Source organism: Providencia rustigianii DSM 4541 (assembly GCF_000156395.1).
GTDB classification, from domain to species: Bacteria; Pseudomonadota; Gammaproteobacteria; order Enterobacterales; family Enterobacteriaceae; genus Providencia; species Providencia rustigianii.
Window position 1 is genome coordinate 370,674 of sequence record NZ_GG703817.1, and the last position, 20,844, is coordinate 391,517.

A 20,844-nucleotide genomic window follows, 5' to 3' on the forward strand; every position below is an offset into this window, starting at 1 on the left:
CGATAGCGCCTATTTTTTTATTTAGATTGTTTTAAAAAATCTTCATCATCGAGTACCCATAACGGCTCGATATCGCTATCTTTTTTAATGACCAGAGATGGGTCTGAACGTAGACAAACGCCTCCATAATGTCCCCCGATCGTGAAAGTACAGACTTGAATATAACGACCTGAAACCTTAGGCAAGCACCACAGCTGCTGATAAACATTTTCTTGATAATTAAATTGCCCATCAGTTTCATCCAAAACTTCATCCAGATGGTCAACTAAACCAATATTATCCCCACAGCGCCCTGCTATTGGCTTAACGGCGTAACCTGTTTGGCGTAACTCATCATTGATTTCAAAATCAGTGTTCAATAAATACGGATGATGAGGAAACAATGACCAAAGGATAGGTAGAATAGCTTTATTTCCAGGTATCACCGTCCATAAAGGTTCAAACACACGAATTTCGGGACGTAATAATACATCAATTAACCGAACATCATTATGGTGAGGATGCCCTGTGCAGATAGGTAAAGCAGAAAAGGTAATGTCGCTTTCACTTTCTTGGCGCAATTGCTCAAGTACAGTTTCCCATGCCCATGTTTTCCACACGCATTCTAATACACGCCCTTCACCATCAACCACTTGCCCCGTTTCATTCCACTCTAATTCGTCTAAACCATGAATAATTTTATACTCAAATCCAGCGGCTTTAATGGATTGAGCCATAAATAAGGCATGGTAGTCTTCCTCACCATCATTATCTTGCATGATGTGAATAAACGGTTTTGCCGAAGTATGCTTCCAAGTATCCGTTAATATCTCGTTAAGACGTTCCCCTGGATTCCAACCCGTTTTTAATCCGCCAACCTGTGCCCATTTTTCGATAATTAACCCAGTCTCAGTATGGCAAGATGCAGAGTCTGCATTATATTCATAGACTTTCAGACCCCGTTCATCCATACAGAAATCAACCCTTCCTGTGACCATATCATGACGACGGTTTTGCCATGACAAACGTAAACGTGGCCATAAAATTTCAGGAATATTAAATAACTTCAATAAATTATCGTCTTTTAGTACTTTTTCTGTCGCGTGAAGATACATTAAGTGGACTTCATTGGTCGCTTGCATCAACTTATTTTCAGCGGTGCTTGAGATAGTAAAGTACTCATGGGGATCTGCATTCAGCCTATGTCCACGCTTATCTTTGACATAAGCATGCTCAATTGGGTTAGATTCATCTAACCATCCATAGTTAAAATTGATTTGGCTATCTAATTTAGAACCATGCAGCTGCATGAGCTGCGGATTGACATCTGGCTCAATATAGGCGAACTGGTCATTTTCTGTCTGGACCATCCACCCGAGAATGGTGGTATCCGTGAAAGTATCGATTACGGTATAAATACCATTATCAAACTGCAAGGGAAGTTCGCGGGTCCACTGCTGCCCCACGGGAAGTTTATGATGTAAGACATTTTGCTCAACAACACGGACTTTATCGTCAAAAACATGTGTAATAACCGCCACGTGACCCGTTTTTTGAAATTCCCCTCCTTCAGCCCAAATTAATAGACTTCCAGCAACTGGCTTAACTTGACTGCCATTTTTAAATGCCCGTAGAGGTAAAATGTCATCATCAACCACATGACGTAAAAATCTCAGAGAAAAAATCTCGTATGCCATTCCAACATCAGTAAATACAACACCATAATTGAGATACAGAAAGCGGCGTGCAAACTCAACACACTGCCACTTATATCCCATATATTCGTTACCAATATAGCTACGAAAGGATATGTCATCATGCTTATCAATATCTTCTATGGAACTGTAATCTGATGAGTAAATAGCGACCCCGCCTGGGGCATAGCCAAGTAAAGTACCAAAAGGTTCATGTTGCGAAGTAATGTTACTCATATTACAGCTCCACTGATATTAATTAAATTGCAATTATAAGACTGCTAATAATCAGTATACGCTCGTAATATTGAAAAAACCTCGGTTTTTCATAGACAAAAAAAAGCACCTAAGTTATAGGTGCTTTATGGTGTTGAATTTATGAATTCAAGAGGATACGTATTTTAACGGTGTCCCCGGGTATGGTTGTTTGATGACCAACTGAAAGTAGAGCTAGTGTCCACCACTCGATCTTTTTTCTTTTGAACTCGTAATTTTTTAGCTTCTTTTTCAACTTCAGCGGATATTTCGGTAATGATTTGCTTTTTAACTTTGTTCTCTTCGCTATTACTTAATTCACGTCCAAGACTTTTACGCTCTTGCGCTAACCGCTGCCTCACTCGCATTCGTTGAGACTCGGTCATTTCTTGTAGTGTTAGAATTTTCATATCATTACTCCCTACGCAGGTTGAAGTCCTGTATTAATATAGCACGCTGATATTTTTTAGTCCTGCACTAGGTGCCATCAATACTGTTTAGGAGTATAGTAGCCAATATCGAAATTAGAATTGATATGAATCACTTTATTTATTATGGAATTAGCCTCATCCCCTCAAAATATTCGCCAACTCTTAATCTCTGACACGCCTATTATTGATGTCCGTGCTCCTATTGAATTTCAGCAAGGCTCTATGCCGTCAGCGTTGAATTTACCGTTAATGAATGATGACGAACGTACCGAAGTCGGTATCTGCTATAAACAGAAAGGCTCCGATAAAGCAGTAGCTTTAGGTCATCAATTGGTGTCTGGGGAATTACGTGAAAATCGAATAGCTGCATGGAAAGCAGCATGTCAGCGATACCCTGAAGGGTATATCTGCTGTGCTCGTGGAGGAATGCGTTCCCATATTGTCCAACAATGGTTAAAAGATTGCGGTATCGAATACCCTTTAATTAGCGGTGGATACAAGACATTACGCCAAGCAGCAATTGATGCCATTAACGAATTATCCCAGCGCCCCGTCATTCTTATTGGTGGCTGCACTGGCAATGGAAAAACGTTATTAGTACAAAATTTAGATGATGGTATTGATCTAGAAGGAATCGCACATCATCGTGGCTCCTCTTTTGGGCGTACACTAGAAGCCCAATTTTCACAAGCCACCTTCGAAAATTATCTCGCTGTATCCATGCTAAAAAAAGCCCCTAACCATAACCGTTGGATACTTGAGGACGAAGGTCGCGCTATTGGCATCAATAGCCTACCAGAGCCTATGCGAGCAGCAATGGAAGCCGCCAATATCGCCGTCGTCGAAGATCCATTTGAATTACGTATGCAAAGGCTAAAAGAAGAGTATTTCAACCGAATGACTCATGATTTTATTGCAGCCTATGGGGAAGAAAAAGGTTGGGATGCCTATAGTGAATATCTGCATCATGGGTTATATGCCATTCGTAAACGTTTAGGTTCTCAGCGTGCCATAGAGCTAACAGTATTACTCGATAACGCATTGATTGAGCAACGAAAAACAGGTCATACGGAAGTTCATTTTTCATGGTTAAGCCCACTACTCCATGAATATTATGACCCGATGTACCGTTATCAACTGAGTAAAAAGCAGCAACGCATCGTCTTCAAGGGGACGTTTGAAGAAGTGACTGAATGGGTTAAGTCAACCGCAAATAGGTAAATACTCCATTATAAAAGGTGACAGCGTCACCTTTTACCTACCAAATAACAAAATCACTTTCTAAGTGCTAGCTCACTCACACCTTGGTAAATCAATTTAGAGGCTAATCCCCCTAAGAGCAGACCAACCGCCTTCCCTACGACTTTATGGATCCGGGAATATGTCCGCCTAACGGAAGAAAGTGAAAAAGTTTGGCATAAAATAATCCGCCAAATTAGTGACGCCAACACAATTCCTAGCCAAATAACAATTTTAGTCCATAGCGGTGTCGAGGTTGAAATAGTTGTAGAAAAAATACTGACAAAAAACAGAACCGTTTGCGGATTGGATAAATCCGTGATTAATCCGCGACGAAAGTAAATTCCGGTAGGAAAAATTTCCGTTGCATTTTCAGTGGCTAAATTAAGTTGAGTTCTATTACGAAAAATACTCACTGCATAATAAAGTAGATACAAGCCGCCTAAAATCTTAATCACTGAAAAGAGAGACTCAAACTGGGTCATCAATGTCACCAACCCAAATAGCCCTAGCCCTGAATAAATAGCATCTCCCAGCACAACACCATATCCACATGTCAGCCCTGCTTTTTTCCCTGAGCTGAGGGTGGTTTGAACGACAGTAAATAAGTTAGCGCCAGGATTGAAAAAAGTGAGTACAAATAAAAACAGCGTAATGATAATGCTATGTAGAGGATCCATCATTGTCTCTCTAATCAGTCGATGATGTTTCCATTATAGACATTGAAAATGCTAAATTCCTGAATCTGTGTTCGTATTCAGATAAAAAATTAACCTTGTTGAGAAAGTGTTTTTCTACGCTGTAGTAACCATTTATCTAGCTCATTAGCAAACTGCTGACGATCCCGTTGGTTCATACTTGCAGGCCCTCCCGTTTGTACGCCACTTGCGCGCATGGTATCCATAAAATCACGGATAGTCAGGCGTTCACGGATTGTCGCTTCACTGTACCGCTCTCCACGAGGGTTCAAGGCAACCGCCCCCTTTTCCATGACTTCTGCTGCCAATGGAATATCCGCAGTAATAATCAAATCGCCAGCTTGAGCACGTAAAACAATTTCATTATCAGCAACATCAAACCCTGCTGGAACCTGTAAAGTTTTCAAAAAAATAGACGGTGGAACGGAAAGACGTTGGTTAGCGACAAAAGTAATTTGCACTTTATCCCTATCCGCGGCTCGATATAAAATTTCTTTAATCACTTTCGGACAAGCATCCGCATCAACCCAAATCACCATCATTTTCATTTAAACCTATTAAATTATTACTTTAGCGTATCATAACATGTTATCAGTAACTTAGGAGGTACAAACCTGAGTAAGCCCAAGGATTTGAGCTTACCGACAATACAATTAGCGCAAAGAATTGAACGTGCTGATAAAAGAATCGACATCTTGCTGAGTTGTTGACCATGAGGTGCACAAGCGTATGCAGGTTTTACCCGCTTCAGGGGCCGGCATGCTGCTTAACACATAATGAGCTAACAATTTAGTAGCTAGTTCGTCAGGCAGGATCACAAACACTTGGTTTGATTCAACGGGTGCGAGGAACTCAAAGCCTTGCTGAGTAAAGAAATCGGCTAAGTTATTCGCCATTTCATTAAGATGTTTACCCAGTTTAAAATAGAGGTCATCCGCAAATAACGCGTTAAACTGTGCTGCAAGTAACCATCCTTTTGCTTGCAATCCGCCCTTTTGCTTGATGCTAAAACGAAAATCTGATTTTAAGCTTGGGTTTAAAATAACTAAAACTTCCCCCGTTAATGCCCCAATTTTTGTTCCACCAATATAAAAAATATCGGTTAATTGCGCGATATCCTCAATGGTTAAGTCACTGGCATGGGACATCAAGCCAGAGGCTAAACGAGCGCCATCCATAAATAACAACAACCCATGCTGATCACAGACTTTACGTAGTGCTATTAGCTCTTCTTTACGGTAAACAGTGCCAATCTCAGTCGAGTTACTGATATATACCAATTTAGGTTGAACACAATGTTCATCGGTATGAGCGGCTAAAACCTGTTCAATCAATGCTGGAGTTAACTTACCTGACTCAGATTTAACCGTAAAAACCTTGTGTCCAGTGGCTTCAATTGCCCCTGTTTCATGCACTGCAATATGCCCTGAATCCACAGCAATTGCGGCTTGATGGGGTCTTAATACATGAGAAATCGCTGTTAAATTGGTGATCGTACCACCATTAAAAAAATGAATATCTGCATCCGGGCGCCCAATACGTTGTTTCAGTTGCTCAGCAACGCTGGCACATAACTCATCTGTGCCATACCCTTGAAAGCGCTTACCCGCTAAGCGATTTAACTCATCCATTACTGCTGGGTGCGCAATTTCATTATAATCATTGATAAAACTGTACATGGGGGCGACCTACCGTTAGCTAGTTGACTGTGTTCGAGATTCGAAATAAGCCAATAGTTATATTCGTATAGTATTCAATGTTCAATGATATTTTTTAGCAGATCGCACTTACTGATTAGCGTGTCGCCATAAAATGTCGGTTTTTCCCTTTAAGCAACTTGCTGGGCGATTTTTAATGCCAACTTGCGTTCCGTTCTTTGGCTTACCCACACACTGAGCAAAATCACTAACATGCCAATAAACTGTAAAGGGGTTAGCTGTTGCTCCAGCCACATCCATCCCAAAATAACCGCACTCATGGGACTGAGAAAACCTAATGATGCAACTGAACTGGGCCCGAGTATTGCCAACCCACGAAACCAGAGCGCATAAGTCAGTGCCCCGCCAATCAGTGTTAGATAACTTAATCCCACAAGATTGAGCATACTTAACGAAGGTAAGGCAGGTTCAAAAAATAGCGCAAAAGGCAATAAGACCAAACCCCCCGCAGTTAATTGCCACGATGTAAACGTCAAGGCTGACACGGGCGGCTGCCAGCGGCGACTTAATACCGTCCCTGCGGCCATGGATAACGCACCAAACAATCCTGCAATCACTCCGGTTAGATCCAATCTCGCACTTGGCGTTAGCAATAAGATAGCGACACCAAAGATCCCCGTAAATGCCGCCATAATTGAAATCCTGGATAGCTGGCTGTTAAGTAACCAACGACTCAAAAATAGCACAATCAGTGGCTGAACGGCTCCGACAGTAGCGGCAACCCCGCCAGGCAAGCGGTAAGCCGAAATAAACAATAGCCACCAAAACAGCGAAAAATTAAGAACACCAAGAATAATCACTCTCAACCACCAGATACCTTGGGGTAATTGACGGAGAAAGAGCAACAGTAATAAACCGGCGGGTAATGCACGTAATACCGCTAAAGTCAGCGGCATACCAGCGGGTAACATTTCTGTGGTAATCAAATAGGTACTTCCCCAAACAATGGGGGCTAGTGCTGTTAGAAACAAAACCCAATATCTATTCATCATTAAACTCAGCTTGATTTATCTTGAGGTCAAGATAAATTCAAACAATCTTGACGTCAAGATAATTTATTGTATGATTCGCCTATGGATAGAATCGATAAAATCACTCAACAATGGGAACGTGAACGCCCAGACCTTGATATTAGTGCCATGGGGCTAATTGGTCGCTTAGGTAACGTTGCTCATCACCTGACCCGAGAAATGGAGAAGGTTTTTACGCAATTTGGTCTGAACCGATCAAGTTTCGACGTACTTGCGACTCTACGTCGTGCGGGGTCTCCTTATACGCTGACCCCCAGTGAGTTGCTGGCAACCTTAATGGTGACTTCAGGCACCATGACCAACCGGATTGATCAACTGGAAAAAGCCGGTTATGTCACTAGGCACACCAACCCTGATGATGGACGTGGCTTTCTGGTAAGTTTAACGCCTGAAGGGTTAGATTTGATAGATAGCATGGTAACAGCACACACACTAAATCAAGCTCGTTTAGTCGCTGCACTGTCTGAAGAAGAGCAGCAGGCTCTTAACCAGTTACTTCGTGGTTTTTTAGCCTCATTAGAATCCTAAGCAATAGGGGAACTCCATTTCCCCTTTTCGCTTAGTTATTTAATTCAAAAGGTAACATTTTTTGTGAGCGTTCAAATTGGTCACACAGATACACTAATTGCAGCAGACTTTCTGGCGTTTGGTTATCTATTTGCAGATAGTTATCCAGCAACTTAGCAAACCATAGCATACCGAGATCTTGCAAAGTTCGGACAACATCGCTGAGCTCATCCGATTGGTTCTCTGACAACCGTTGTCTTCCAGTACAACCTTGGGTCTCTAGTACTGAAAAAATAGGGCGCGTTATTTGCTGAGCTAAGGTGGGTTCAGGTGCAAATGCCAGATTATCACGCTGCTTTTTAGCCATATATTCCGCAATCGTTGTCATAAACTGAGAAGCCTGTTTCTTACGCGGAATAGCGTCAAAATCAAGATAAAACAGTTCAATTCCCTGCTCTTTCTTCAACCATAATGTTTTTGGTATTAATTGGAGATGTTGCTGATTTTCATTAGCTTGTAGCGAAATAGCCTGGATATCCCAGCCTTTTTGGGTGATAAACCGTAGCTCCTCAATTTGATTATTTTCACTTCCTTGCCAATTTAAGCGCAAAAATACTCGGTTTTGGTGGATATCACAAACAGGCCAAATCACACACTGCTCAATTTCGTTCCATTGCAAAGGTTCATAGCTCGCGATGTGCAGCACAATGGGTTCAAATTGCACCTCTTCACTCAGATTAGACAAATATTCCGCAGCAACTTGCCAATCAGTAAAACCCAACTGACTTTTTAAGGATTGATAATCATCAAATGAGATAAGTTTATCGCGACTTATTGCGTAGCTTTCACCACTTGCTGAGAGCTTTCCTTCATCCGATATCCGAGGGGCATGCAACTCAAATCGTCCACGCATCAAATTATCCGCAGTCTGCTTCCAAATCGCTAAGGTTTGCCACACATTACGGCGATTAAATGTGGTATCAAGAGAATTGGCTCTTGCTTGGGAACATTGCACCACATTGTTCTCTTGATGATCCCAAAAACTCAATGTTGCCCCAATCGCACCGCTCTGAGTCTGCCACCACTGCGCAGCGATAGGCATCAACGACAAAATATCTGTCTTCGTATCATAATGACGTCGACCAAAAGCCCGTAGCGTTGCTATCTGGGATTCATTGGCATGGGCTAACTGATACACATAGGCGCTAATTTGTGCAATAAACCGCAGAACTTGACCTTCATCCATCGTGAAATGGCGCTGAGCTAATAACTTAGCTTGATGGCTTAACCGCTTCAAATAATTAGCCAATCTCGGTAATCCTTCGGCACGAGCGGACATATTCAGCAGATGTAATTGTGCTGCACTACTTTGGCTGATATGGGATAAACCTTGGCGCAGCATATCGTGAATAAAACGCTGTATGGTCTCAAGCACCTTATGTTCATCATCGCTAAGTTTCTGCTGATGGGGATTGACTTGAATAAGATCTTCAGGCCAATTCCATGGCTGATGGTATTGAATAAACAGCTTAGCAATGACCGCCAAATGCAGGGCTTTTTGCTGCTTTTCAGGCAGTGAGGACAATATCCCTTGAAAGCCGTTACCACGAATATAAATAATCGGTTCTTCGTATTGTGGAATAAAGATTTTCAGTTGGTTGGACTGATCGTCAAGAATCAAGCTCCGATCTTGCCAATCCTGTACGATCTTCACGGCTAATCGGCAATCAGGTTTACTATTCTGCTTAATCAGTGCCTGTGGATCTAAGCTGAGTAGCTCAGGTAATAGAGGCTCTAGCTCGATAGAACCTGAGGATTCAAGCTCCACGTCTGCACTTTGCTCATGATTATGGCTTTGTACCCACAAAACGGCAGCAAGAATATGCTTACAGCAACCTGTCGCTGAACAGTCACAACGAGACTTTTGGATTCCTTGAGGATCTAAAGTGACCTGTTGACCATCACTAATAAAAGTTCCATCCGCTAAACTTTCGGGATCTACCTTGTTATTTTCCAGATCTTTGCGTGCTCGACGCAGCAAACCTACGTTAGCAAATACCGCTAATGCATCATCGTCATAATGTAAATAGAGGTTTTTCCAACTCATTGCATCACCTCTGCCAACCAATGGGCGAAATGCTCTGGGGTTAATGCCGCCACATTCATGCCTCGATCCGCCAGCTTTTGGGCAATTTCAGTATCATAGACCGGTAAGGCTTCATCATCTAGCGCGGCCAATCCGAGCAGTTTAACTTGTTGGCTATTCAAGCGCTCAGTGCAACTAAGCAGATTATTCAGCGCCCCACCTTCTTCAAAATCACTGATAAGGGAAATCACCGTTCGTTTAGGATTGCGGATCAGGCTTTCACAATAATTCATCGCCTTGGCAATATCCGTTCCGCCACCAAGTTGTACGGTCATCAAAACCTCCACTGGGTCATGGGCTAGATGAGAGAGGTCAACGACTTGGGTATCAAATACCACGAGAGAAACCCGTACCGTTGGCAATGCAGCTAAAATACTGGCACACACTGCCGCATACATTATCGAACTGGCCATTGAGCCACTTTGGTCCACACACAGAATAACATCCCACGGCAAGTGCTGTTGTTGCCGAGAATTAAAATAAGGCGTTTTGATGACTAATCGCTGATGTTGAAGATCATAGTTCTTTAAGTTGGCGGCAATGGTTGCTCGCCAATCGAAATTACGGCTATTGGGAATTAATGAACGCCTAAAGCGATTGCGCCTGCCGGTTAGCGCCTGCCGAAATTGGTTGCGCATTTGGCTCAAAATATCATCCACAACTTTACGAATAATATTCTTTACCGCATCGCGAGTTTCCTCACTCATTTTTCCACGTAAGCTAAGCAAGGATTTTGCCAGTGCTTTGGTCGGCTCCATGGCATTCAGGGCTTGAGGATTTTTCAATAAGCTACTGATTTCATAACGTTCTAAAGCCTGTGTTTGCATTCTTTCAAAGGTACTATTGGGAAAAAGTTTACGGGCTTGATTTAACCAATTCACTGCGGTCAGTTGAGAAGCATCTAACGATCCGTGGCGTCCATTTTCTTGGCGTAACCCACGACGCTGGTATTCACGGCGATATAAAAAATCTAATGAGCGTTCGATTTTAAGCTCATTTCCATTAAATGTAGCCTGCCCCAATGCATTATCGGCATATTGCCCCAAGATCAAACGCCAACGTTTTGCCAGCTGGATCTGTTCTTCGGTTAATTTGAGTTCTTCCGGTTGCGGGTTATCCATGGGATGGCTCCTCACTGTGTGACTTAAACCAGCCAGTTAATCCTTGGTCAGCAAGTTGTTGTTGAATTTTTTGTTCTAATTCCATGGCTTGTAGAAGCTGCTGTTGATTAAATTGAGCTTGATGCAACGTGAGGTCGTGGGTCTCGATGGACAGTTTCTGAGCGACTACCCGAGCCATATTGGCATTTTGTTTTGGTGTGAGCTGACTGAATGCAAAACGCAGATCTGGCAGAACTTGAATAAAGCGATTGTCATCCCACTGGCTTAATAGCTGGTTCAGCAACTCGATTAGCAAGGGTAAACGTACCACTAATTCTGGCGCTGTACGCATGATCCCAATAAAGTAACCGATGGCGAGTTCCGGATCGCTCCCCAAACTGAATGTGCGTTCAATCTCTTTTGTGAGTACAGACTCGTCGATCTTTCCTCCCAGATAGCGGATCGCATCCACTGCCCCTTTAATTAATGGCGCATGATTAAGCTGTCCGTCTAAGCGATCGAGCTGTGCATAAAATTCAGTGGAATAGTCACTGTGTGGGTTGATTTCAGGAATGAAGGTGATGAGCTCTCGACATGAAAGTAGCGCATTAAAATCGTGCTCTTGTCGCTGTTCATCTCCTTGGCTAATCTGATCAAGGCAATAAAATGCTTGTTGCAGCACCTTATCGAGACGCTGGCGTATCCCACTATCCTGCTCAATATCAAAGACACTGCGACCTCGCCATAAATGCACTAATTTATGGCCACACGCCACCAATGATTCAAACTTGGCATCTTGCTGAATATAGCTATCAAGCAAGTTAAACAGTGTCGGAATACGCTGATGCAACCCAATCAATGCCGCTTGCATCAATAAGGTCACGGCACTTTGGCTTGAACGACTGACACCTTGCTCCTCTAACTGTTTCTCCATTTGTAAAATCTTATTCAATGCAATGGATTTCAGCTGAGTCCCTTTCTCGGATAACGCAATTAGCTCCCCTTCCACATTGGGTGTCCACGCGTACTGCCACTCTTCGAACAATAAATCCATCTGATTAACCGATAAAAAATTGGGTCCTGCAATTAATTTTGCAAAATGGATCTCTAGAAATGCTAAAAGATGTAGAAAGCGGCTACGTAGACGATGTTGCTTATTGCGGTAGACATCTAAACGACTAACTTTGGCTAACGTATCATCCAGTTTAAAACGAAAGGCTTTTGCAATGTCATAAGTTTCCGAAACTAATGGTGGCGTGATAGTGCCTTTGGGGATCTGCCCTAAGGTAAAACCAGAAAAACAGGTTTTTATCTCATGCCATAATTCATTTTGACTTTCATCTAAACTGCCTTTGATAAATGCACTTTGTAGCCCATCCAAAAGGTCATAGCGGCCTGGCCCCGTGTGTCCACGAAAAGCCGCTAATCTTAAGCTCTGTTCTGCGGCCAATTTAACCGATAAAAATCCCGGCGCGGCATCAAATTGTTTTTCTCTCAGGGATTCAGCCACTTTAGACAAAAATCCAATGCCTTGTTGATGACGATAAATGGCTGTAGGGATCATTTTTTGTTGCAGTTGGTCAGCACGTTGCTGTAGTAAGCCTTCCCAGACTTGCTGATAAAATGCAGGTGACGGCATCCCCGATGCATAGCCATTTAGTGCATCAAGACGGTCATAACTGTAGCGGATCAGCCAAGCGCTATCCTGCTCTGCCATTTTTTGCTGTTGGGTAAATTGTTTTTGCTGTACTGGTGTCAGTGCAAAGTGATGCTCAATGGACGGAGCTAATCCTTCAATTAATGCAAGGGTATGAAATCCCCCCGTCACTACCACAATTTTTGCGTTCGGCTCTTGGGATTTAATGGTTTGGATATGGGCTTGCATATGGGATTCACGTTGGGTCGACCCCTCAGAATCAAGAACTTCAGGCTCATAATCTAAACGAGCCAAAGCACACCAAATAAAACTGTCACGGAAAAATCCCGTCCAATTGGCAACGGACTCTAATGGGCGTAATTCGAATAAATGTTCCCATAACTCATCGTGATCTCGACAACCACATTTTTTAGCTAACTGGGCAATAAACAAGCTATGCGCAAGATAACGCTCTCGTTGTAAACTCTGATTTTGATTGTCTATTTTGTGGTCGAGAGCAATTTGTGCAGCCCAAGGTAAATCAATAAATCGAAGTTTTGCATTGTGCTGGTTACCAGCCTGTAAAGCCTGCCATTCTGGGGAGTATTCACAAAAGGGGAAGTATGCAGATTTAGTGACAGCGTCACTTTCACCTTGGTCAATATCCGCTATTTTTAGCTCCGTCTGCCCCATTATGGCGATCGGTGGACGAGTCTCGCCATCCAATAGGCCGACAATCAGTGAATTAAAACTATCCGGACCTTCAACTAACACATAATCAGGCTGAACCTGCTCAATTAAGGTCAATACGCTATACGCACACGCTGGGCTATGATGGCGAACAGGTGCAAAATAGATATTTTGAGACTCAAGGGATTGCCACTGATTGAGTGCTTGTTGTAGCCGTTCGGGTAAAGTGATGGATGACAAACTCACGGATTTACTCTCTTATTGAAAATAAATGACCAAGCGACCTTGGCCATTTCTGAGTGACTAACGTTATTGCCAAAACTCTCGCGAGGCTTCAAAAAAGGCTTTCCATTCAGGGCTCTGTTTGGCTCTTTCTCGTGCAACGTTATCAATGTAATAACGCATCCGTTTGATGTCATCCGCGTTATCTTTGAGCACCACCCCAATTAATTGACGAGCCACCGCGCCTGCACTTAATGTCCCATCCCCCAAATAGTGGGCTTCTAGCGCACAAGCATAGGCAATATTGACGGCTTCCGCGGTGGACATCACTGCATCAGGGGTTTTAATGCTTCCCCCATCTTTAGTATTTCCCGAACGTAATTCTTGGAATGTAGTGACTAATAATTCAATGACATTATTCGGAACGGTTACCTCTCCATCCAACTCCCCTAATTCTGCCGCTAATTGCTTATTAATCAGCTCAATTTCAAATGCAGGGTCTTGAATCGGTTTTACAGTTTCAAAATTAAAACGACGCTTCAGTGCTGATGACATTTCATGAACACCACGGTCACGTAAGTTCGCCGTACCAATCAGATTGAATCCAGATTTAGCACTGATCCGCGCATTATCTTTCATTTCTGGGATCATCATTTGCTTTTCTGACATCATGCTCACCAACACATCTTGAATTTCCGGTGGGCAACGGGTGATCTCTTCAAAACGGACAATTTTGCCCTCTTTCATCCCTTGATACAGTGGCGAACTCACCAAGGCTTTTTCTGTCGGACCTTCTGCAAGCAATAACGCATAGTTCCACGAATACTTAATATGGTCTTCCGTTGTTCCCGCTGTTCCTTGAATGGTTAACCCAGAATCCCCGCTAATTGCCGCGGCCAATAACTCAGATAACATGGATTTTGCCGTACCCGGCTCTCCCACTAACATGAGGCCTTGTTTACCGAGTAAAGTCACTATCGCTCTATCTACCAGCGCATCATCTCCGAAAAACTTCGGTGTAATTTGCAGTGACTCATCCCCTAAAATAAATTGCCTAACCGCTCTCGGTGAACGTAGCCATCCTTGTGGTTTCGGGTTAGCTTTATCCGCTTGTGTTAATCGTTCAAGTTCATCCGCGAAGCGCACCTCTGCGCTTTCGCGCAGAACACTTCCGTCTGATTTTTTTGCTTTCGCCATGTCTGTTTCCTAAATGAATGTGCTAATTATTGAATTACCAAGGGGTTTTCTTTTCCCATTCAGGGTCAAAACCGGCACAGGCATCAGCAACTTTCAGATAATCTGCATAACTTTCTGCCAGAAGGATCGGAGGAACATTTTTCAATTCAAGATAGCTGCGATTCCATGAACTTTTTTGTGATTGGTCAAAACTCAAAGAATAAAGTACCGCTGGAATATTTTCTTCAGGCACATAACTTCCACTAAATTCGATATATACATAGCAATCTAAGCTAGCAAAATATTTCGAATAGTGGCAAAAACTTCCACCGTCTTCGGCTTGACCACGTTGATAGCCCATCTTGGTTAATACGCCGCGTAACGTATAGGTATCCGTGACCCAACCTTTTCTATCTTCAATTTCTGTGAGTGTTAACTCTAATTCAGGAATTTTATGTTCCATTTGTGAGAACAAAAATTTCACTTTGTAATCTTTAAAATGCGCCATCCACGCTTTACGATCCGCATCAGACAATAACGCCGCATGGGCCAGTTTGATTGACGAATCCGCACTTAATTCGACCTCATCATCCTCAAGATCCAACAAACTCCCATCATCGGATGGACGGAACTGATTAATCACTTGGTCATCTTTAACTTCTAGCCAAACCAGTCTTTCAATTAAGCCACGCATAATGGGATGATTTTGAATATATTCTTGCCAATCTGCTGTACTCCACAAACGCTCTGCACACATTGCTTCATACAAACGGGCGGTTTGTAACTCGATGACTTGCTTTAGTTCTTTTTTACTTGATGTGAGTAATTTTTTCGATTCTTTAATCAATTCTTCATTGTCAGTTTTACGCGCCGCAGGTAAGGCTTTGATCTCTTTACCTTCAGGGTTAAATAGCACCAATTTTTGTTGGGCATCTAACTTGGCGGTAAAGTTTCGGTCACCATATTCCAATACCAATGTCCCCGTTTCATCCATACCGGCGGTTGGAATAGTACGATCTGCCAACTCATCTGCACTCCAGCCATTACGCTGTGCAATGATGGCAACTAATCCACGGGCTTTTTCCTGTACTGAGGTTGTCCGATAGCGGCGAGACAGTGACAATAATAGTTGGATAATCAGAGGGTCATTACTGACTGCAATCGCGTCAATCATCGCTTCGATTTGAGCACGGCGTTGATAATGGTCACGCATATAGTTACGGAGCATCGTGACGGCAATATGCCCTTCAATGCCACAAATTAGCGCCAACATGCCTTTATCACTGATAGCAGAACCTAAATAACGGCGCAAAACTTCATTTTTGATATCGTTATACGTCTGCTCCAGCGTGTAATTTTCATATTGTGAATAATACTCTGGCCAGCGTTTGAGCCAATTTTGATAGTTAGCCAGCCGCTGAGGAGCATCTCGCTCAGCTTCTGCCATTGCGACTTCCAAAGATGGGCCTGCAATATCTTGGTTGATAAAACTGTTCAGAATAAAACTACCCAGTTTACGCTGGCTATCTACGGATAATAGGCTGATATAACGCTGCAACAGCCCATTACCTGCTGGCATTTTTAATTTCACCGCAAGGATGATCCACCAGCGAATAATCGCCGGATCGACTGCTTTATTATCCTGCCATTTCAGCGCAGGGATCGCGCCTAAATCAAACCACGCCATACTAGCTGGCGCTTTACCTTTCAGGCCTGTTTGGGCTTCGGATAATAAGACTTTTGGCGATAAGTAGCTGGATATATCTTCACCGAGTTGTTCCAGAGCCGTCAGTAGTGCCGCACGAACTACTTCTCGTTTTTCTTTCTTCAGTAATGCATACAGCGGTTTTAATGAATCTGGGTGTTTTAAGCGCGCTAACCATTCAATTGCCGTGACACGAATTTCTTGCTTACCGGATTCTAATCCCTCAGCGGCACTCACATGAATATTTGGCAACGTTTCTAATAATTTTTGGGCGCTTAACCGGTGGGTTTTATTTTCCCCCAAGGCAAGTTCCATGATCCGCGGAATAAAGCGCGCAGGAACCTTTGGAAATAATGCTAAGACATCAATCGCGTTGGCAGCATCATATTCTTGGTAATTTCGGTGACCTTCATGCTGAGGGATCAATCCTAATGCTTCACTTAAGAAATCAGGATATTGCATAAAGAACGGCCAGACCTGCTCCGCGTCTTTAAACATGGATAGACCATCGGTATAAGAACGCAAACACAGATCGGCAATCAAGCGATTTGGGTTTTTAAAACGACACAGCTCAAGTCCAGCCTCAAGTTGACGCAATTCTATTTGGGAAATAATCCGTTGCGGCAGCCCTCGAGTAATATGGTAACTTGAGAAATTATCGGTATCTGGACGGTTATGGTTTATCAAGCGTAATGCATGAAATAACGTGAACTCAGGAAGATTAGAGATGCGTTCTTTATGCGTAATGACGTTATATTCATGGTCAGAAATCACCCCTACGCCGGTATTTAGTTTGGTTAATATCCCCGCACACTCATCTTCGTTGTGTTTTTGAAGTTCAGCATAGTGACGTTGTGCCCACGTATATTTATGTTTTTCTTGCTTATTTTCTTCTAATTCTCGTTCCGCATTTTCTTTAGCTTTTTGCTCCATTTCACGGAAGTTAGTCACTAAAATATCAACTGCACTTTCAGGAAGTGGCGTATCTTCAAGCATAATAATTTCAGGTAACTCAACCTCTTTCACTTCATTCGCGGTATCCATCACGTCGAAGCGGGAAATAGCGCTTTCAATACTTTTTAATACGGTTTTATTGGTTTCAACGTTTAACGCAGCTTCAAGTACATCACGATCTTTACCAATACGTGCAAACAGATCCGCCGCTTGAGTTCGCTGTTTAGGGGTGCCTTCCAATAACACTTTGGTTAAATGCATTTTGACAGATTCAGCGGGTAAGACTGCCACCACCGGCTCTGCAGCTGTACGTACTGTTTTTAATGCGCTGGTGGCAAATAACACCAAACTATCAGCAAATTCGCGGCTCAGATCCTGATCTTTTTTCAGGTGATCGATGAGTTGAATTTGCCCTGCTGCTGACAATGTATTAACCAAAGTCTGCTTAACAAATTCTTGCTCTGCCAGTAAATAGGCTTTTAATCCCGGAATGGCAAAGAATAAATTTAGGTGGTCATAGTGGTAATCAGAGAGATTTTGGCGATCAAAAATACCATACAAAATGGTATTGGCAGGTTGCTCAGCCTCTGTCTCAACTAACTGACTGAGTAGCTCTAAACTCCAATGTTTACGATGCTCGTACTTTGCATTACGGGAATTATCGAATGTCGTCCCAAATGCATCACACAGTAAATACATCATCCATGACGGTAGTTCAGGCGTCAGTACTTTTATATTCGCTTCTTGGCAAATGGCTGCGAGCACCTTTGCAAAGCGGGCAATTTGGATGGGGGTAATGTCATCACCGACTTTGGAATATAATTTATGACGGGCATTTTTACTTTGGCGAATTAGCTTTGAATACGGGTTAGCATCAAAATTATTACCTGGCCACCACCAATCAACAGTACCTGGTTTATCTAATAAAACGGTCACTTTTTCTTTATCTAATTGACCCAGTTTCATCAAAATTTCAGGGGATTTCCCCTCAATAACATAGTCAAACAGCTCTTTGGGTAAGCTTTCTTCAAATGCCGCTAATGGTAAGAGGGTTTCTTGTAAATATTGTAGCCCTACCGTTGCCCCTTTTTCACCATAAATTGGAAGAAGGTCAAATGTAACTTTCGCCATGTTAATTTCCTAAATGTATTTATATAACAAATTCTTACCATTTTTTGTGGTGAGTCTCAATTTGATTATTCTTATTCCTGATTATTTAATTTTTATCCTTAAATTTTCATTTGGAATTAAATGCCAATAATTTAAATATCCTCAATTAATCCCCCTCAAAAAACTGTACTAATCTCTTAATATTGGGGGATTCAATAACAATAACGGCGCAATGACAATTAACTCCAGAAATAACAGCTATATTTATTTTTATCCATTTTTGTATCTTTAATCATTGTTTTTTGCTCATGCTATTGCTCATTTAAACACCATAAATCCATTGACTAGATCAACAGTCTAATATTAGACTGTTTGTATATTTAATCTGAAACACTGGAAAACGAAAATGAAAAACTCGATTACTTACACAAATGCTCAAGGGCTGATCCCGCCTCGCGGGCATTATTCGCATTGCGTGACAGCCAATGGGTTTATCTTTATTTCAGGACAACTGCCTGTTGATAGCCACGGTACAGTCCACACAAATGTGCCTTTTGCACAACAAGCCGAACAAGTATTGTCAAATTTAGAGGCCTGTTTAACGGCGTGTGGCGTGGGCAAGCAACATCTTGTTCAAGTTCGTGTCTATATTGCAGATATGAATGACTGGCAGGTATTTAATCAAATTTATGCTACTTGGATTGGGGAATATCGCCCTGCTCGTGCAGTAGCAGGCGTTTCAGAGCTACATTTCGGCGCTGGCTTAGAAATTGAAGCCACCGCGGTTGCAGCAAACTAAATCATGAATCAATAGGGTCACACTATGAAAGAATTAATATTACCCACTTATCAAGATGTTGAAGCTGCCTCTGCACGCATTGCTAATTTTGCGCATAAAACCCCTGTAATGACATCCTCAACGATAAATAAACAATTTGGGGCTGAATTATTTTTTAAATGTGAAAACTTTCAGCGGATGGGTGCATTTAAGTTCCGAGGTGCACTTAATGCACTCGCACAATTCACGCCACAGCAGAAAAAAGCCGGTGTAATTGCGTTTTCTTCCGGCAACCATGCACAAGGGATCGCTCTGGCGGCACAAATTTTGAACATCCCTGCAACAATATTAATGCCTCTGGATGCCCCTGAAGTCAAAGTGGCCGCTACAGAGGGATATGGTGCAAGTGTTGTCAGATTTGATCGTTATACCCAAGATAGAGAGCAATTGACTCAAGAGTTGGCAACCCAACAGGGGCTTACAATTATTCCACCTTTTGATCATCCGCATATTATTGCTGGGCAAGGTACATCAGCCAAAGAGCTATTCGAAGAAGTTGGCGAATTGGATGCCTTATTCGTTTGCCTTGGTGGTGGCGGATTACTGTCCGGTTGTGCGCTGGCAGCGCGAGCATTATCCCCTAATTGTAAAGTTTATGGCGTAGAACCGGAAGCCGGCAATGATGCCCAACAATCGTTTAGAAGTGGCAAAATCGTGCATATTGAAACCCCAAAAACGATTGCGGATGGTGCGCAAACTCAACATATTGGGCATTATACTTTTGCCCTGATCCAACAAAATGTTGATGATATTTTGACTGCCACGGATGAACAATTGGTTGACTGCATGAAATTCTACGCTGAAAGAATGAAAATGGTCGTAGAGCCAACGGGGTGTTTATCCTTTGCGGCAGCGGTAAAGATGAAAGAAGAATTACGCGGTAAACGTATCGGTATTATTGTCAGCGGCGGAAATGTGGATATTAAACGCTTCGCAGAATTAATGTTAGCTTAAGCAATTAATGCCCCTTCTCTATTAGAATTTCTACAAATAGTTTAACATTGAACAAGATATCGAAAAGATGAAGGGGTATGGTCATGGCAAAACCAAAAGAAAATAGCCTACTGGCTCAAGTCGAAGCCATTGCAAAAGGTCTCAGTGAAACTTTTGCCCCGTTTTGTGAAGTGGTTGTCCATGATTTGAAAAATCCAGAGCGATCTATTTTATCTATTCATAACAATCTATCTGGGCGCAAAGTGGGTGAACCCACGACCGAATTAGGATTAGCCAGAATAGCATCCGCTGATTTTCCAAATATTATCGCCAATTATGCAAACCAATTTCCAGATGGCCGTCCGGCAAAAAGTACGTCGATCGGTATCAAAGATGAAAATGGTCAATACGTTGCAGCACTGTGCTTAAATTTAGATATGACACAGTTTCGCAGTATGCAAAGCATGCTTTCTCAATTTACCGAAGTTGGTTGCAGCCCAATTAAAGAGCATCTTGAGCCCATTGGTAGTGAAGCTATTCGCAGCCGTATTGATCAGTTTGCCGCCTCTCTTGCTGCGACGCCACGATCACTAAAAGCGGATGAGCGTGTCGCTCTCATTGAATTACTACGCCGGGAAGGTCTTCTGGATATCAGAAAATCTATGGATACTATTGCCCAGCATCTTGGCGTTTCTCGAGCGTCTGTCTATTTATACGCAAAAAAAGATAGCGAGTTTACTAAAAGTTAACAGGAACGAGGATAGTTATTTTTGTTGGTATTG

Annotated in this window: 16 protein-coding genes; 5 read left to right on the forward strand and 11 right to left on the reverse strand. The window is 42.5% G+C overall.

Translation table 11 applies throughout. The features are described 5' to 3' along the window. Positions 1-17: 17 nt before the first annotated feature. The gene (gene gss, locus PROVRUST_RS01815; RefSeq protein ID WP_006812967.1) at positions 18-1,910 is read right to left on the reverse strand and encodes a bifunctional glutathionylspermidine amidase/synthase; all 1,893 of its coding nucleotides are present in this window, start codon (positions 1,908-1,910) and stop codon (positions 18-20) included. Between the two features lie 164 nt (positions 1,911-2,074). Beyond that, positions 2,075-2,338 (reverse strand): YjbD family protein, encoded by a 264-nt coding sequence (locus PROVRUST_RS01820; protein ID WP_006812968.1) that lies wholly within the window; start codon positions 2,336-2,338, stop codon positions 2,075-2,077. Between the two features lie 144 nt (positions 2,339-2,482). On the opposite strand from PROVRUST_RS01820, the gene mnmH reads away from it, so the two are divergent. After that, the gene (mnmH, locus tag PROVRUST_RS01825) at positions 2,483-3,580 is read left to right on the forward strand and encodes a tRNA 2-selenouridine(34) synthase MnmH (protein ID WP_006812969.1); all 1,098 of its coding nucleotides are present in this window, start codon (positions 2,483-2,485) and stop codon (positions 3,578-3,580) included. 53 nt (positions 3,581-3,633) lie between these two features. On the opposite strand, the gene PROVRUST_RS01830 is transcribed toward mnmH, so the two are convergent. From PROVRUST_RS01830 to PROVRUST_RS01845, 4 genes are all read right to left on the reverse strand, one after another. Next, positions 3,634-4,281 carry a LysE family transporter gene (locus PROVRUST_RS01830; RefSeq protein ID WP_006812970.1) on the reverse strand — a complete coding sequence of 216 codons (648 nt, stop codon included), beginning with the start codon at positions 4,279-4,281 and terminating at the stop codon, positions 3,634-3,636. A gap of 86 nt (positions 4,282-4,367) precedes the next feature. After that, complete coding sequence (locus tag PROVRUST_RS01835) at positions 4,368-4,835, reverse strand: YaiI/YqxD family protein (protein ID WP_039854381.1); 468 nt, start codon at positions 4,833-4,835, stop codon at positions 4,368-4,370. 114 nt (positions 4,836-4,949) lie between these two features. Beyond that, entirely contained in the window at positions 4,950-5,975 is a 1,026-nt protein-coding gene (locus PROVRUST_RS01840) for a threonine aldolase family protein (protein WP_006812972.1), read from the reverse strand. A 149-nt stretch (positions 5,976-6,124) separates the two neighbouring features. Beyond that, positions 6,125-7,003 (reverse strand): EamA family transporter, encoded by an 879-nt coding sequence (locus PROVRUST_RS01845; RefSeq protein ID WP_039854045.1) that lies wholly within the window; start codon positions 7,001-7,003, stop codon positions 6,125-6,127. 84 nt (positions 7,004-7,087) lie between these two features. On the opposite strand from PROVRUST_RS01845, the gene PROVRUST_RS01850 reads away from it, so the two are divergent. Further along, complete coding sequence (locus PROVRUST_RS01850; RefSeq protein WP_006812974.1) at positions 7,088-7,573, forward strand: MarR family winged helix-turn-helix transcriptional regulator; 486 nt, start codon at positions 7,088-7,090, stop codon at positions 7,571-7,573. A 31-nt stretch (positions 7,574-7,604) separates the two neighbouring features. On the opposite strand, the gene PROVRUST_RS01855 is transcribed toward PROVRUST_RS01850, so the two are convergent. From PROVRUST_RS01855 to PROVRUST_RS01875, 5 genes are all read right to left on the reverse strand, one after another. Next, positions 7,605-9,659 (reverse strand): SWIM zinc finger family protein, encoded by a 2,055-nt coding sequence (locus PROVRUST_RS01855; RefSeq protein WP_006812975.1) that lies wholly within the window; start codon positions 9,657-9,659, stop codon positions 7,605-7,607. Then, complete coding sequence (locus PROVRUST_RS01860) at positions 9,656-10,819, reverse strand: VWA domain-containing protein (protein WP_006812976.1); 1,164 nt, start codon at positions 10,817-10,819, stop codon at positions 9,656-9,658. Before PROVRUST_RS01860 ends, PROVRUST_RS01855 begins: the two co-directional genes overlap by 4 nt. Beyond that, positions 10,812-13,370 carry a DUF5682 family protein gene (locus PROVRUST_RS01865; protein WP_006812977.1) on the reverse strand — a complete coding sequence of 853 codons (2,559 nt, stop codon included), beginning with the start codon at positions 13,368-13,370 and terminating at the stop codon, positions 10,812-10,814. Before PROVRUST_RS01865 ends, PROVRUST_RS01860 begins: the two co-directional genes overlap by 8 nt. A gap of 63 nt (positions 13,371-13,433) precedes the next feature. Next, the gene (locus tag PROVRUST_RS01870; protein WP_006812978.1) at positions 13,434-14,543 is read right to left on the reverse strand and encodes an ATP-binding protein; all 1,110 of its coding nucleotides are present in this window, start codon (positions 14,541-14,543) and stop codon (positions 13,434-13,436) included. Positions 14,544-14,577: 34 nt separating this feature from the next. After that, a complete protein-coding gene (locus tag PROVRUST_RS01875; protein WP_006812979.1) occupies positions 14,578-18,312 on the reverse strand; it encodes a DUF4132 domain-containing protein in 3,735 nt (1,244 codons plus the stop codon). 385 nt (positions 18,313-18,697) lie between these two features. Here PROVRUST_RS01875 and PROVRUST_RS01880 point away from each other — a divergent pair, with 385 nt between their 5' ends. The 3 genes from PROVRUST_RS01880 (at position 18,698) to PROVRUST_RS01890 (ending at position 20,811) form a co-directional block, all read left to right on the forward strand. Then, positions 18,698-19,090: a RidA family protein gene (locus PROVRUST_RS01880; protein ID WP_006812980.1), complete on the forward strand. Its 393-nt coding sequence runs from the start codon at positions 18,698-18,700 to the stop codon at positions 19,088-19,090. 24 nt (positions 19,091-19,114) lie between these two features. Continuing rightward, entirely contained in the window at positions 19,115-20,083 is a 969-nt protein-coding gene (locus PROVRUST_RS01885) for a threo-3-hydroxy-L-aspartate ammonia-lyase (protein ID WP_006812981.1), read from the forward strand. An 83-nt stretch (positions 20,084-20,166) separates the two neighbouring features. Then, positions 20,167-20,811, forward strand: a complete 645-nt coding sequence (locus tag PROVRUST_RS01890) for a helix-turn-helix transcriptional regulator (RefSeq protein WP_039854046.1) — start codon at positions 20,167-20,169, stop codon at positions 20,809-20,811. Positions 20,812-20,844: the final 33 nt, after the last annotated feature.

Bases quoted from the DNA above. Each gene is read 5' to 3' on its own strand.
- gss (WP_006812967.1), bottom strand. From the start codon at position 1,910: ATGAGTAACATTACTTCGCAACATGAACCTTTTGGTACTTTACTTGGC.
- PROVRUST_RS01820 (WP_006812968.1), bottom strand. From the start codon at position 2,338: ATGAAAATTCTAACACTACAAGAAATGACCGAGTCTCAACGAATGCGA.
- mnmH (WP_006812969.1), top strand. From the start codon at position 2,483: ATGGAATTAGCCTCATCCCCTCAAAATATTCGCCAACTCTTAATCTCT.
- PROVRUST_RS01830 (WP_006812970.1), bottom strand. From the start codon at position 4,281: ATGATGGATCCTCTACATAGCATTATCATTACGCTGTTTTTATTTGTA.
- PROVRUST_RS01835 (WP_039854381.1), bottom strand. From the start codon at position 4,835: ATGGTGATTTGGGTTGATGCGGATGCTTGTCCGAAAGTGATTAAAGAA.
- PROVRUST_RS01840 (WP_006812972.1), bottom strand. From the start codon at position 5,975: ATGTACAGTTTTATCAATGATTATAATGAAATTGCGCACCCAGCAGTA.
- PROVRUST_RS01845 (WP_039854045.1), bottom strand. From the start codon at position 7,003: ATGAATAGATATTGGGTTTTGTTTCTAACAGCACTAGCCCCCATTGTT.
- PROVRUST_RS01850 (WP_006812974.1), top strand. From the start codon at position 7,088: ATGGATAGAATCGATAAAATCACTCAACAATGGGAACGTGAACGCCCA.
- PROVRUST_RS01855 (WP_006812975.1), bottom strand. From the start codon at position 9,659: ATGAGTTGGAAAAACCTCTATTTACATTATGACGATGATGCATTAGCG.
- PROVRUST_RS01860 (WP_006812976.1), bottom strand. From the start codon at position 10,819: ATGGATAACCCGCAACCGGAAGAACTCAAATTAACCGAAGAACAGATC.
- PROVRUST_RS01870 (WP_006812978.1), bottom strand. From the start codon at position 14,543: ATGGCGAAAGCAAAAAAATCAGACGGAAGTGTTCTGCGCGAAAGCGCA.
- PROVRUST_RS01875 (WP_006812979.1), bottom strand. From the start codon at position 18,312: ATGGCGAAAGTTACATTTGACCTTCTTCCAATTTATGGTGAAAAAGGG.
- PROVRUST_RS01880 (WP_006812980.1), top strand. From the start codon at position 18,698: ATGAAAAACTCGATTACTTACACAAATGCTCAAGGGCTGATCCCGCCT.
- PROVRUST_RS01885 (WP_006812981.1), top strand. From the start codon at position 19,115: ATGAAAGAATTAATATTACCCACTTATCAAGATGTTGAAGCTGCCTCT.
- PROVRUST_RS01890 (WP_039854046.1), top strand. From the start codon at position 20,167: ATGGCAAAACCAAAAGAAAATAGCCTACTGGCTCAAGTCGAAGCCATT.